At 50.5% G+C, this 13,455-nt stretch carries 11 protein-coding genes; 1 reads left to right on the top strand and 10 read right to left on the bottom strand.

Annotation, left to right across the window (positions count from 1 at the left end; all coding sequences use genetic code 11):
* Window positions 1–108: 108 nt before the first annotated feature.
* The 6 genes from QOX44_RS05360 to nrdR form a co-directional block, all read right to left on the bottom strand.
* Window positions 109–1,383: an adenylosuccinate synthase gene (locus tag QOX44_RS05360; protein WP_283681882.1), complete on the bottom strand. Its 1,275-nt coding sequence runs from the start codon at window positions 1,381–1,383 to the stop codon at window positions 109–111.
* Window positions 1,384–1,511: 128 nt separating this feature from the next.
* Window positions 1,512–2,945: an adenylosuccinate lyase gene (purB, locus tag QOX44_RS05355; RefSeq protein ID WP_283681881.1), complete on the bottom strand. Its 1,434-nt coding sequence runs from the start codon at window positions 2,943–2,945 to the stop codon at window positions 1,512–1,514.
* A gap of 116 nt (window positions 2,946–3,061) precedes the next feature.
* Window positions 3,062–3,856 carry a hypothetical protein gene (locus QOX44_RS05350; protein ID WP_283681879.1) on the bottom strand — a complete coding sequence of 265 codons (795 nt, stop codon included), beginning with the start codon at window positions 3,854–3,856 and terminating at the stop codon, window positions 3,062–3,064.
* Window positions 3,857–3,902: 46 nt separating this feature from the next.
* Window positions 3,903–5,174 (bottom strand): DUF5716 family protein, encoded by a 1,272-nt coding sequence (locus tag QOX44_RS05345; protein ID WP_283681877.1) that lies wholly within the window; start codon window positions 5,172–5,174, stop codon window positions 3,903–3,905.
* A 15-nt stretch (window positions 5,175–5,189) separates the two neighbouring features.
* Window positions 5,190–8,744, bottom strand: a complete 3,555-nt coding sequence (locus QOX44_RS05340) for a DUF5717 family protein (protein ID WP_283681873.1) — start codon at window positions 8,742–8,744, stop codon at window positions 5,190–5,192.
* A gap of 181 nt (window positions 8,745–8,925) precedes the next feature.
* The gene (gene nrdR, locus QOX44_RS05335) at window positions 8,926–9,375 is read right to left on the bottom strand and encodes a transcriptional regulator NrdR (RefSeq protein ID WP_283681872.1); all 450 of its coding nucleotides are present in this window, start codon (window positions 9,373–9,375) and stop codon (window positions 8,926–8,928) included.
* Window positions 9,376–9,564: 189 nt separating this feature from the next.
* Between nrdR and QOX44_RS05330 the strand changes: the two genes are divergently transcribed.
* Window positions 9,565–9,822 (top strand): YlmC/YmxH family sporulation protein, encoded by a 258-nt coding sequence (locus tag QOX44_RS05330; RefSeq protein ID WP_283681942.1) that lies wholly within the window; start codon window positions 9,565–9,567, stop codon window positions 9,820–9,822.
* Between the two features lie 10 nt (window positions 9,823–9,832).
* On the opposite strand, the gene sigG is transcribed toward QOX44_RS05330, so the two are convergent.
* From sigG to aroD, 4 genes are all read right to left on the bottom strand, one after another.
* On the bottom strand, window positions 9,833–10,612 hold the full coding sequence (sigG, locus tag QOX44_RS05325) for an RNA polymerase sporulation sigma factor SigG (protein ID WP_283681871.1): 780 nt from the start codon (window positions 10,610–10,612) through the stop codon (window positions 9,833–9,835).
* Window positions 10,613–10,730: 118 nt separating this feature from the next.
* Window positions 10,731–11,471 (bottom strand): RNA polymerase sporulation sigma factor SigE, encoded by a 741-nt coding sequence (sigE, locus tag QOX44_RS05320; protein ID WP_283681869.1) that lies wholly within the window; start codon window positions 11,469–11,471, stop codon window positions 10,731–10,733.
* Window positions 11,386–12,261 (bottom strand): sigma-E processing peptidase SpoIIGA, encoded by an 876-nt coding sequence (locus QOX44_RS05315; RefSeq protein ID WP_283681865.1) that lies wholly within the window; start codon window positions 12,259–12,261, stop codon window positions 11,386–11,388. Before QOX44_RS05315 ends, sigE begins: the two co-directional genes overlap by 86 nt.
* Window positions 12,262–12,449: 188 nt before the next feature.
* Window positions 12,450–13,244 carry a type I 3-dehydroquinate dehydratase gene (aroD, locus tag QOX44_RS05310; protein ID WP_283681863.1) on the bottom strand — a complete coding sequence of 265 codons (795 nt, stop codon included), beginning with the start codon at window positions 13,242–13,244 and terminating at the stop codon, window positions 12,450–12,452.
* Window positions 13,245–13,455: the final 211 nt, after the last annotated feature.

Raw genomic sequence — 13,455 nt, 5'->3', positions numbered from 1 at the left:
CGCTTTGCACAGTCTCTGGTCTTTCTTACCTGTATGGATTTCTTACCCTCATTTTTTCTTTCCCATATCGGCCGCCAAACGTTCCTTTTTCCTGTCCCGGAACGATCGTTATCTGTAAATGATATCGTCTCTTCCAGGGCCGTTTGATACCATCGTGATCGGGAAGCCGATCTGCTCTTCTACAAACTCTACATACTTTCTGCAGTTCGCCGGAAGATCCTCGTACTTCTTAATGCCGCGTATATCACAGTTCCATCCCGGCAGCTTCTTCAATACCGGCTTTGCCTTTTCAAGCAGAGCAGTCGTTGGAAACTCTGTTGTCACCTCGCCGTCGATCTCATACCCGACACATACCGGGATCTCCTCCAGATAGCCCAGAACGTCAAGCACGGTAAACGCCACATCTGTCGTACCCTGAATACGGCAGCCATATTTAGATGCCACGCAGTCAAACCATCCCATTCTTCTCGGACGTCCTGTTGTGGCGCCAAACTCACCGCCGTCGCCTCCGCGTCTGCGCAGCTCGTCTGCTTCCTCTCCGAAAATCTCACTGACAAATGCCCCCGCACCAACTGCACTGGAATAAGCCTTGCAGACAGTCACGACCTTCTTGATCTCATACGGCGGGATGCCTGCGCCGACTGCACCGTAACCTGCCAGCGTCGAGGAAGAGGTCACCATTGGATAAATACCGTGATCCGGGTCCTTTAAAGAGCCAAGCTGCCCTTCCAGAAGGATATTTTTCCCTTCCTTCAGCGCCTGATATAAAAATGCTGATGTATCGCACACAAACGGTCTGACCATCTCACGATAACCGTGCAGCTCCTCCAGAAGCCCTTCCGGTGTCAGAAGCGGCTTGTGGTAAAGATGCTCCAGTATCGGATTCTTGAGATCGCAGATGCGCTGTACCTTTTCTGCAAGCAGCTCCTCATCAAAAAGCTCGCTCACCTGGAAACCGATCTTGGAAAACTTATCTGAATAAAACGGCGCAATACCGGATTTTGTGGATCCGAATGATTTTCCGCCCAGCCGCTCCTCTTCATACTGATCAAAGAGAATGTGGTAGGACATCACGATCTGTGCACGGTCCGATACGAGAATCTTCGGTGCCGGAACGCCTCTGTCTACAATGCTTTTCACTTCATTGAACAGTACCGGGATATTAAGCGCTACTCCATTTCCGATAATGCTCGTTGTATGATCATAAAATACTCCGGACGGAAGTGTATGCAGAGCAAACTTGCCATAATTATTTACAATCGTATGACCGGCATTTGCTCCTCCCTGAAAGCGCACGATGATATCCGCCTTCTCCGCGAGCATATCTGTGATCTTTCCTTTACCTTCGTCTCCCCAATTGGCCCCTACTACTGCCTGTACCATAATAATTCCTCCTGAATCCACCGCAAAATCTGTGTGGTAATCCGTATTAAACATTTCCGTGCAGCCATGACCTGCACTCCGTGCACATTATACTACACTTTCTCTGATAAGTAAATTATATATTCTGATCAGACATTGATCTCCACCTGCACGCCAAGCAGCTCTTTATTTGCCGCAAGCACCGGGTTCACAACATCCGTGACAAACTTCTCTACCTGCTCTTTTGAGCGTCCCGTATAGCGTGATGGATCCATGGACTTTTTCAGATCCTCCAGTGACATATTAAAGGACGGGTCTGCCGCGATCAGCTCGAGAAGATTGTTTTCTTTTCCTTCTTCTTTGACATTGCGTCCTGCCTCCATAGACAGCGTGCGGATCTTCTCATGGAGTTCCTGACGGTCTCCTCCTGCCTTTACTGCATCCATCATGATGTTCTCTGTCGCCATAAACGGAAGCTCTGACATCAGGCGCTTCTCAATAACCTTCGGGTATACCTTCAGTCCGTCTGTCACGTTCAGGCACAGATCCAGTATACCGTCCACAGCCAGAAAACCTTCCGGGATGGACAGACGCTTGTTTGCAGAGTCATCCAGAGTACGCTCAAACCACTGACAGGAAGACGTGATCGCCGGGTTTAACGCATCACAGAGCACGTAGCGTGCCAGAGACGCGATACGCTCACTTCTCATCGGATTGCGCTTATATGCCATCGCAGAGGAACCGATCTGTGTCTTTTCAAACGGCTCTTCCACCTCTTTTAAGTGCTGCAGCAGACGGATGTCATTTGACATCTTGTGCGCGCTCGCGGCAATACCTGCAAGTACGTTCAGGACTCTCGTATCCGTCTTTCTGGAATACGTCTGACCGGATACTGCGACACATGCCTCAAAGCCCATCTTCTGTGCGATCATCGGATCGATCCGGTCGATCTTTTCCTGATCTCCGTCAAACAGTTCCAGGAAGCTTGCCTGTGTTCCTGTCGTTCCCTTGGAGCCAAGCAGCTTCATTGTAGAAAGCACGTGATCGAGATCCTCCAGGTCCATCAAAAACTCCTGTGCCCACAGGGTTGCTCTCTTGCCCACTGTCGTAGGCTGCGCCGGCTGGAAATGAGTAAATGCAAGTGTCGGAAGCTCTTTGTACTGCTGCGCAAAATCTGCCAGCTGAGCAATGACATTTACCAGTTTCTTCTTCACAAGCAAAAGCGCCTGCGTCATCACGATGATGTCTGTATTGTCCCCTACATAGCAGGAGGTCGCTCCGAGATGGATGATCGGCTTTGCCTTCGGGCACTGCACACCGTACGCATATACGTGTGACATAACATCATGGCGCACGATCTTCTCCCGCTCCTTTGCCACATCGTAATTAATATCATCCTGAAATGCCTTCAGCTCCTCGATCTGCTCGTCTGTAATATCGAGGCCAAGCTCTTTTTCTGTCTCAGCAAGTGCGATCCACAGTCTTCTCCATGTGCGGAATTTCATATCCGGAGAAAAAATATACTGCATCTCTTTGCTCGCATAACGCTCCGAAAGTGGACTCTGGTATCTGTCTGTACTCATAAGAATCTCCTTTTCTATCACTGTGTTAGCTTTTTCCTTTTACGTTCTGATTTTACATGATATATCTAAATAACGCAATAGCAACGTGCACATATCTTCAGACGGTTTCTCACGATTCAAAGCTTCGTACTTCTGCAATACTGCTCCTTCAGATCCTTTATCAGCATCTGCGTACTGCCGTCAAGGGTGCGCTGCATCTCTCTGCGAAATTCCTCTTTGCTTAATACCTTTGCATTATATTCCTGGATTTTCTGGACCAGATACGTGTCTGCCTGCAGCTTCTCAAGCCTTTCCCGGTACGCTTCCTCTGACAAGAACAGCGGAAGCGCGCTCACATATTTGCGGAAGGTCTCCTTTGTTTTCATCAGGCTGTAGGATTCCCAGTAACATTTTGCCGCCTGCTCAAACTGAAACAGCCCCGCATAGGCACATCCCAGATTATTCCAGACTGCCGCATAAAACTGTGTGCCAAGCTTGCCCGGATTTCTCCGTTCCAGGATCTGGTCATATTCCCATACCGCCCGTGCAAACATCTGCTCCTTTACCAGATAGTCGCCTCTTAGCTTCTGCTTCATATCCTCCGACTGCACTTCAAGCTTTGTCAGGCGCTCCTGAAACTCTCTTAACTCCTGCTGCGACAGATATCCTGCCTCGCGAAAGATCGGCATAATAAAAAATACCGCGCTTTCTTTTTTCTCAAGCTGTGCATAAAGCTGCCTGTACAGCCGCGTAAGTCCCAGCTCATCCCGGATCCAGTCGCACAGGCCTTCATTCATGATCGTCTCATCGATCAGACAGATATTGTGGTAAAGATAAAAACACAGCTCCTCCAGAGAATAAATGCCTGTCCGTATGCTTTCAATATAATATGGTTTTTCCGCCTGCTTTCGCAGACACAAATCGTAGCTCATAAAAAACACGCTCCTGACTGTGTATAAATCTTGGTCTTAAGGGCTGCTAAAATGTGACGGTCCGCTCCCATACCAGCCCTGACGGCTTATAAAAGCCTCCAAACCCCAGATCCTCCACCTCGATATGGCATCTGGACGGTGAGGAAAAATACACATCCAGACGCAGCCGCGTAGCGCGGTTTGGCCGGTCCGGAAGCCCGGGCAGACGCATCATATGCACGATGCTCTCACCCTCCGCCATCGGCTGTGAGATCACACGGATCTCCCGCTCGTGGTTCAATGTAAACTCGCAGACATGATGCGCCTCATACCAGTTCACACCTGCACTGATCAGAGGATAAAAGGTATCTTTTCCACGGATGCGCATCTCCATTCCCAGGTTCCGGTCTATCATATCACGGCCGCCAAACAGCAGATCCTTCATCACGATCAGACCTGCGCGCTCCATCGCCGCATAGCAGGCTCCCTTGGAATAGAGGTTTTTGCCCTGAAATGCATGCCGCTTGTAGCACAGATACTGGATGGACCGCTCCGCCCAGCTCTTATTAAAATAATCTCCCATCAGATAGCTCGTTGAGATCGTCCGTCGTTCAAATACCTTTTTCAGGAGCTCAAAAAACAGCCTGTCCTTCTCCTTTTTCCAGTCCTGCTCGCTGCGCCCCGCGCGCACCGTCTCATCCATCGGCTGTCTTGCCACCTTATCCACGCGCGCGATCGCGGGCTTTGTCGTGCGGTCGATATGCAGAATATATCCGACGATCGCTTCCTGCTCATACTCAAGCAGCGCCACATCCTGATACCACAGCTCTTTTTTCTGGTTGACTGTATAATAATAAAAGGAGGAAAGATAATCCTGCAGATAAATCCTGCGGCGGTCTACCCCGCTTTGTACCAGCGCTTCTACAAGGACTGCCCCGAGCTCCTCTGTCAGGTCACGTACCGTCACCATCACATGCAGCGTGGAATTATGCACAAGGAGCTTCAGCGTCTGAAAGCACTGTGTGAAGTAAATGCAAAACAGCTTTGCCGCAGGCATAAGCTCACCCTGATCTTCGATACGCTCCGAGCGGCAGATCTTCCCGAAAATATCAGAAATGCGAAACGCATCCGGCTTCTCCTCCTGCTGCGGCGCCCCATCCCAGAAATCCCAGTTCCCGGAGGCATCTCTGCGCAGCGCCATCGGAAACTGAAGCTGCTCAGAGGCATCCGGGGCGCCGACTGTGACGGGTTCCTTTACCGACTGATGATAATACGTAAGCTGCGCATACGCTTCATTTAGTTCTATCCCAAGTATCAATTCATTTGTTGCCTGTATCATAAGCTCTCCACCTACTTATACGAGTGTAAATACTTCTTTTGCCAGGTGCTCCATCGTCAGATAGGCCTCCAGCTCTTCTCTGACTTTTTGCTCATCACCTGAAGCTGCCGCACGTGAGATCCCGTTTAGCATCTCATACCGGGAGGTGCCTTTGCCGCATGCCGGGGCGGCCCGCAGCACACGGCGATCCGAGCACTGCTTTCCATTTTCCTGCTCCTCTTCCAGGCGACATTCCAGCTCCTCTCCCTCAAACAGAGTAAATTCTTTTACAAAAATCCCCTCAAAATAGTTTTTTACATCTTCTTTTACATACGTCTCTTCTCTGCCCAGAATACGGTAGCTGATCGAGACACGGCTACGCGGATCGCACACATACTCTGCAAACACACGTCCTGCCATCTGATAGGGCCGGAGCAGCTCTTCATCAAAGCGCTGCCAGAAAGCGAACCGCATACCCTTCGCTGAAAATTCTTCGAGCATTTTGGAAACCCGCGCGCGCTGTCCGTCGCTTAGGTGCACTGCCTTTGCATAATACTGCAGCAGCGCCAGACGGCACACTTCCTCCTGCTGGGCAAGCCTGCCTCTGTCATCCAGGTATTGATATTCCCGCTCAATATACCGGAACACGCAGTCCGCTACCGGTACATTTTTCACAAAGTACTCGTACGACTTCAGATTGACATAGGCGCGGCACAGCTTTTTACGCCCCATCTTTTTCAGATACGACTCAAAGATCTGCTCACTGCCCTGTGTCGCGCTTCGCGTAAACAGAAGCATCATCATAATTTTTTCTTCCAGGAGCATCGTATCCAGATCAAACTGCGTGGCTGCCTGCCAGATGCGCTCCATTTCACGCACCGGTCCTTCATAATACAGGAGGAGGTAGCGCAAAAGCTTGTCATCGTATTTCCCGCTCACAAAGCAGTAATGGCACAGCGCTGTGAGCATCGCATTCTCTCCAAATTCCAGCTCCAGAACCATGCGGCTGCAGATCCTTACGAGCTGTATCAGACCGATCCCCTCTGCTCCGTAGGCATCAAGAAGCGAAAATGCCTCCTGGCATCTGCCTTCCTCTGCCAGCAGTGTGATCAGAGCCGCCTTATCCACCCGGACATACTCCAGATACGAAATCTCATCCAAAAATCCCGGGAGGGACTCATCTCTGATATGTGCCGTATAGTAGTGCAGTACCTCCGCGCGCAGCTTTGTTCTGAACGCTTCCGCAAGCTCCGGCATCCGGCATGCGGCGCGGTAAAAGGGCAGAACCCTGCTGTTGATCAGCCCGTTGTCCAGGCACTCAATACAGATGCGCAGCACGATCCCCGGAAAATCACCCGCAAGCTCCACACACCATGCGAACATATCGGAATCTGCAAAAACAGCGCGGAAGCTGCACACAGGCTTCGCCGGATGACGGCTTCCATCTGCATACTCTGCAAAAAACGTGCTGTCCGGATCATAAACCGGGACTGCCGCCCGGCCCTCCTGCAGCAGCACTGCCTGCTCCGTCTGGAGCCTCTGCGAATGGACAATGATCTTCCGGGCCTTTGGCACGGCACACTGTACCTCTTGCGTACAGATGATCCTCGCAAGCTTCTCTGCCATGGCTTTTGTCAGCATATTTTTTCGCAGAAAGGTGCGGTAAAGCACTGCCAGATCATCATTGATCCTGCCTGCTTCGAGCTGGTCATATGCAAACCGCTCCATCGCAGCCCGGTAATTGCGGTAGGTCTGTGCGTCTCCTTCACGCCCCTCTACCATACGACGGTAAATTGCGGCTCTCTTCTTATAATCCAGAGAGCTGTCATATGCAAAATACATGCGGATGATCTGCGGCATCTTCTGTATGTCCGGTTCATCCATTGTTTCCATATAATACTCATAAAGTCCCGTAATCCGAAGTCCCTCTTCCACGCCCTTTGCATACCACGGAAAATAGACCGGATCCGTCTTTTCTCCCTTCATCAAAAGCACACAGATTGCCCGGATAAGCTCAGTAGAAGGGCAGAGCCGATATCCGGCTGCCAGTATTTCAAACAGCCTGGCATCAAACACCGGATGATGCAGCGCAAGCGCTGCCGTCTGCCGGATGATCTGCTCTGTGAGTATCCCCTCCCGCGAAGCAAACCGCAAAAGCTGCAGCTCATATGCGCCCAGATGTCGCATCAGGAAAGGATTCGACCGGAGCACCTCATATGCCTCCAGATACATGATCCGGCTGCGGCAGCCATAGCGAAACTGTTCTGCCACCGCTTCATAGCGGGCATTTTCATCCTTTAAGAAGGACTCCTTGAGATACAGGAGGATCCACTGCAGCTTCCAGTCCGTCTTGTCCCGCTGGAACAGCTTCGTGATCTCCTCTTCTACCCGATCCACATAGGAGGCCTCGTGGTAAAAGAAGGTCGTCATATAAAGATAAAATCCATATCGCTGCGGCGTATTGAGGCGGTATCTCTGATTATCAAAGCTTTCCAGCAGCCGATATGCTTTCTGCTTCCTTCCATCTGCAAAATAAAGCTGCACAAGAAACAGATCGGCAAACGGATCCTTTCCGCCTGCTCTGCGGTAATTGTTGATCACGCTGACGGAATGCTCCACCCAGTCCGCAAGATCTATCTTTTTGAGCCGGAAGCTGACATACAGCGCCTCAAGCTCTTTTATCTGAATCTTGCAGATATGCTGCTGTCCTCCCGTATTCAGCACTGCCGCCTTATGCGCCCGGATATTCACGCAGATCTGCTGCGATCCTCCCTTTAGTATAAGCCGCGCATAGTTGGTACCGGCATGCATCAGATTCGCGTCTACGATAAAATTCAGCTCATACGTGCTTCCGGCAAAGTCCTCTGTCGTAAGCTTCTTCTTTTCCGGGCGCAGAAATCCGGCATCTGACTCGATCGCAAGCTCTGTATAGCCCCATGTGTTTCTCATTATTTTCAGCGTCTGTCTGACAGGCTCTGACAAATCCGAAAGCTCGTACTGCGTCTGAGACACCGTAAGCTCCAGGCGCTCCTTTGCTCCCATCTCTGCCAGAAATTCTTCCATCCCGAAAGCCCCGGATTCCGGGATACGCAGGCCATCGTACAGTCCCAGCAGCTCCGGATGCTCCCGTTTAAGCAGAGTGCGAAATGTCGGCAGCACAAATGAATGGAACGCATGAAGGAAGTCCTCCTTCGCAGCTTCCACAAATGCCTCCAGATCTTCAAACGGCAGCTCCTCTTCCTGTGTCGTTTCCTCCACCTGAATGCAGTACGGAATATGGTACTCTCCGTGATCGCTGCACACCGTGATCTCTCCTTGCAGGCGATGCCCTCCTGGCAGCCCGCTGCAGTCCGCCTGGTAGCGTATCTCGTTTGACGTCCCCTGAAATTCTACCGGACTGCAGATGATCCGGGGATCAGAGGTATATAAAAAGCCTCTGAGTTTTTTCTGGTCCTCACTCTCCAGATAAAAAGAACCGCGCAGCACCTCATCCGGCTTTGCACACAGCTCCAGTTTTTCCGGCCGCACCAAAAGCGGAACCGGCTCATATTCAAATATTCCATTTAATAACTGTTCTATTCTTCTTTTCAATTGGTATCCCTCCGGCCAGTCCTCACTCACCGTTTTCTAAGTCTGTTTCAAGTATAACACTCATCTGCCTTTTGGCGCAACCTTTCTTCTGTGCAATCCTGTAAAAGGCTGTATGTCCGCTTTCCCATACCATAAAAAAGGATGCGGGGGTGTTCCGCATCCAGCTTACCATTCCATCTCCTTATTCCAGTACCTTTTTCAGCTCGTCCATGAATGTATTCACATCCTTAAACTCGCGGTACACTGACGCAAATCTCACGTATGCAACCGGGTCAAGCTCCTTTAGCCTGTCCATCACGATCTCACCGATGATCTTGCTGTCGATCTCTTTTTCTTCCCGGTTAAATATCTCCATCTCTGTCCCGTCAAGCATCTCCCTGATCTTCTGGATCGGTATCGGCCTCTTGTAGCAGGCGCGCATGACTCCATCCTCGATTTTGCGGCGGTCATACTGTTCCCTGGTCTGATCCTTTTTGATCACGATCAGCGGGATCGTCTCTACCTTTTCATAGGTCGTAAAACGCTTTCCGCACTCATCACACAGACGTCTCCTTCTGATAGAGGTGTTATCGTCTGCCGGTCGTGAATCCACAACCCGCGTATTGTCCTGATTGCAAAACGGACACTTCATGTGTTTTCCTCCTGCTCCTGCGATCTGTACTGCCTGCTGCGCCCTTACAATACCTTGAGTATAGCGGAAAGCAGCACCTCTGTCAATCAGAAATCATACAATACTGATAAGAAAGAGCGGTATCCGCGCGCACCTGTCTGGTGCGCAAAAAGCAGAAAAGAGGTTTACATGAAAGAAATGAAACCAACCATGCGCCTGTATGATCTAAAGCAAAAGGAAGTGATCAATATAAAGACCTGCTGTTCTCTTGGCTGCGTCAGCGATCTGGAGATCGACTGCAGAAGCGGCTGCATCACCGCGCTGATCATACCCGGTCCCGGAAAATTCTGCTGCTTTCTCGGCAGAGAATTTGAGCTCTTTATTCCGTGGCGCTGCATTGTGCAGATCGGCTGTGACATTATCCTTGTCGACATCAATGAAGAGGAATGCCGGCACAAATGTATCTAGACGTTTGCCGTCAGGATCTGAGATAGCTGCGCATACATTTTAGCGCATTCTTTTCCAGACGGCTGACCTGTGCCTGTGATATGCCGATCTCTGCCGCCACCTCCATCTGTGTCCTGCCCTCATAGAAGCGCAGCTCGATGATGTGGCGCTCCCTCTCATCGAGCCGCTTCATCGCTTCGCGAAGGGAAATCGACTCTACCCAGTTTTCCTCTTTATTTTTCTTATCGCTGATCTGATCCATGACGTACAGCGTGTCTCCGCCCTCCGTATAGACAGGCTCATACAGGCTGACCGGGCTTTGGATCGCGTCCATCGCATAGACGATCTCTTCCTTCGGGATTCCGATCTCTGAGGCGATCTCATTGATCGTAGGCTCTTTTAGATTCTTTTTCATATAATTTTCTTTTGCATAGATGGCTTTATAGGCAGTATCCCGCAGCGAACGGCTGACACGGATCGAATTATTATCCCGCAGATACCGCCGGATCTCTCCGATTATCATCGGCACGGCATACGTGGAAAATTTTACATTCAGACCTGTATCAAAATTGTCGATCGCTTTCATCAGACCGATACAGCCGATCTGAAACAGATCATCCACATTCTCATTACTGTTGGAAAAACGCTTAATGACGCTTAGGACCAGTCTCAGATTGCCCTTAATATACAGTTCACGCGCATTTTCATCCCCTGCCTTGATTCGCTCAAACAGGAACTCCTTTTCCTCTCCGGTCAAAAGAGGGAGCTTTGCTGTGTTGACGCCGCATATTTCTACTTTATTAAGTGCCATAGGATCATCCTCCAAAAAGTATCTTCTGGTAGAATGATTCACGTTTTCGGTCTGCGCTATTCGTTCCCGTTCAAAATTTTAAAAAGTTTTAGTCCTTGACATTTCTTTTTTGCATGCGTTACTCAAAACGGAGGATCTCCCGGCGAAGCCGCTTGATGATCCGTTTTTCCAGTCTCGAGATATACGACTGCGAGATCCCAAGCAGATCTGCCACCTCTTTCTGTGTCTTTTCTTCCCCGTCCTTCATATTGATGCCAAAACGGAGCTGCACGATCGTCTGCTCTCTGCTGGAAAGCTTTCCGATCGCCAGAGCAAGCTGCCTGTGCTCTGCCTGCGTCTCCATGTCCTTATAGATCACATCCTCATCTGTCCCCAGTATGTCAGAAAGCAGGAGCTCATTTCCATCCCAGTCTACATTAAGCGGTTCGTCGATGGATACCTCCAGCTTCGTCTTATTATTGCGCCGCAGATACATCAATATCTCATTTTCAATACAACGGGACGCATACGTTGCCAGCTTGATCTTTTTCTCCGGATTAAACGTATTGATCGCTTTGATCAGCCCGATCGTGCCAATCGAGATCAGATCCTCCACCCCGACTCCGGTATTGTCAAATTTTTTCGCTATGTATACTACAAGCCGAAGGTTATGTTCGATCAGAAGGCTTTTTGCTCTGGCATCCCCGTCTTTTCCAAGTGTACCGATCAGCTCTTTTTCCTGCTCCGGCTCAAGCGGCGCCGGAAGCACCTCTGTCCCTCCGATATAATGCGTATCATTTGTCCTGCGCAGCAGCACATCGGTGAAACCCGCTGCCATCCTGAACTGAAATTTCTGCGGTACAGCTACCTTTACTATCATTTTCTTTCCTCCTACCTCTTATCTGCATCGCCGCATGCATCGGATGAAGAATCATCTGATACTCTCCTCCGGCGCTGACTTGTCCTTCGTAAATCGCAATAACCGGACGCTTACATACTGCCGTATTTCTTCCTGTGCGTATCTTCATGCAGTCTATTGTGATACCCACAAGCCATCCTCTGCCTGTTCCAATGCTGTGATACGGGATCAGCAAAAACCCTTTTTCTTCCTCCCACCCCTCTGTAAGAAAAGGCAGCAGGGCGGCTCTGTCCACAATGCTCACCGGACGCCCTGTAAACGGCTCCGAAAGCCGGTTCCCGCTGTCAAAAAGGGCGGATACGCATACTGTTTTTTCTCCGCATACAAGCTCGGCCTGAGCGTATGCTTCCATGCTCATCCTTCTGCGCACAAAACTTCCGATCCACCGGAAAGCTGCGTCTGCCAGCACCACTCCTGCGATCACCGGCAAATGCCACATGGACAGAAGCGCTTCAAGGACTCCTGCAAAGCACACAGTCACAAATAGCAGTGCGCCCATTCCCTGCCAGAAGCCTCTGCGCGTTTTTCCTGAAAATACGAGTACCCCGGCTGCCGCTGTGCCAAGCAGGTAAAGGCCCGGAAGCCCCAATGCGATCGCCGTACACATCACGACAGCTTTTGCGGCTGCGGCAAACAGCACTCTGCCAACGGAGGCCTCCAGTCTTTGCAGACGCACTGCGGCAGACAAAAGCAAATATCCGGTCAGCAGATGTTCCACAAAAAAACGGTCTATGTAAAACTCATAATACACAAAGCACCCCCTGCGGCAGTAACTGATACACAGTATACTCCGCAGAGGGTGCTCATTTTGTCAAATCCGGTCCGCAAAACCGCTGTTTTCATCGACAGCTCTCGACACCGCGGCACCACGCCAAAAAAAGACCTCAAAGCGGACGTTTTTCTGGTCTGCTTTCAGGTCTTTTCCGTATAGATAAGATGTCAGGATAGTTTCTTTAATATGCCCTCTACGGTTCGTGCGTCCAGCTGTCCTGGCGCAGATGCCCTTCCGGCTGTCGCAAAGGTAACTGCCGACCCGCTCAGGGTGCCGCAGATCCGGCTGACTGCCCCCATCTTCCCCATAGACATGGTGATAAATGGCCGGTCCGCAAACTGTTTTTTCATATCAAGAGCTGCTTCTAAGAGTGTCAGCACATCCCGCTCCTCCCGCGGCATCACTGCAGCCTTTGTCAGATCTGCTCCAAGCTGCTGCATCCTGCACAGCGTCTCCACGATCTTATGCCTGGGCAAAGTTGTGTAAAAATCATGAAAGGACCCGACCGTGCAGACGCCCCGTCCGCACAGACTGTTCTGCGCATGCACCTTTTCTGTCAGCCTTTCAAACAGCTCCTCTCCCCGGTTGATTTCTATATCGATCAGGTCTGCAAGCCCGGAAGCGGCTACGCTCTCATTTAGCTGTTCATACTCCTCCAAAGAGATTTCGCGCTCTCCGCCCTCCTGCTTTGTGCGAAATGTAAACAAAAGCGGTCTGTCGGCAGCCGCATCCCGGATCCTGCGCAGAGGCTGCATATACCACCCGGTATCCTTCTCCTCACAGGTATGCTTTCGCAGCCCCTCCTCAAAAAAATCAGCTCTCCACTCGACCAGATCCCATGGCTCCTCTGTCAGTCCTTCCAGCTGCTGCTCAAGCTCCTCCATATTGCGCGCAGTCACCGGAATACAGATCTTCGCAAGCCCCTCCCCAAATACTGTATCGCGCACGCTTACTGTTTTCATATGCCCTGTTCTCCTTTTCTCTTATCCATCTGTTCATGCCTTACTTTCTGTTCTTTTATTGTGCTGTTTTTCCCTCCGGATGTCAAGAAAAATAAAGATTCTCCGTAGAAATATGCAGGGTGGCCGCCCCGCTCAAATCAGCCGTCCCAACTCCCTCAAAATGTGCTATAATAAGTGTTAACGAGCGGGAGCTTACAAAATCATGTCAAAG

Source organism: Parablautia sp. Marseille-Q6255, assembly GCF_951230155.1.
Lineage (GTDB): Bacteria > Bacillota > Clostridia > Lachnospirales > Lachnospiraceae > Choladousia.
Note: the sequence above shows the minus strand (reverse complement) of the source record. Positions and strands in the feature narration are given on the sequence as shown.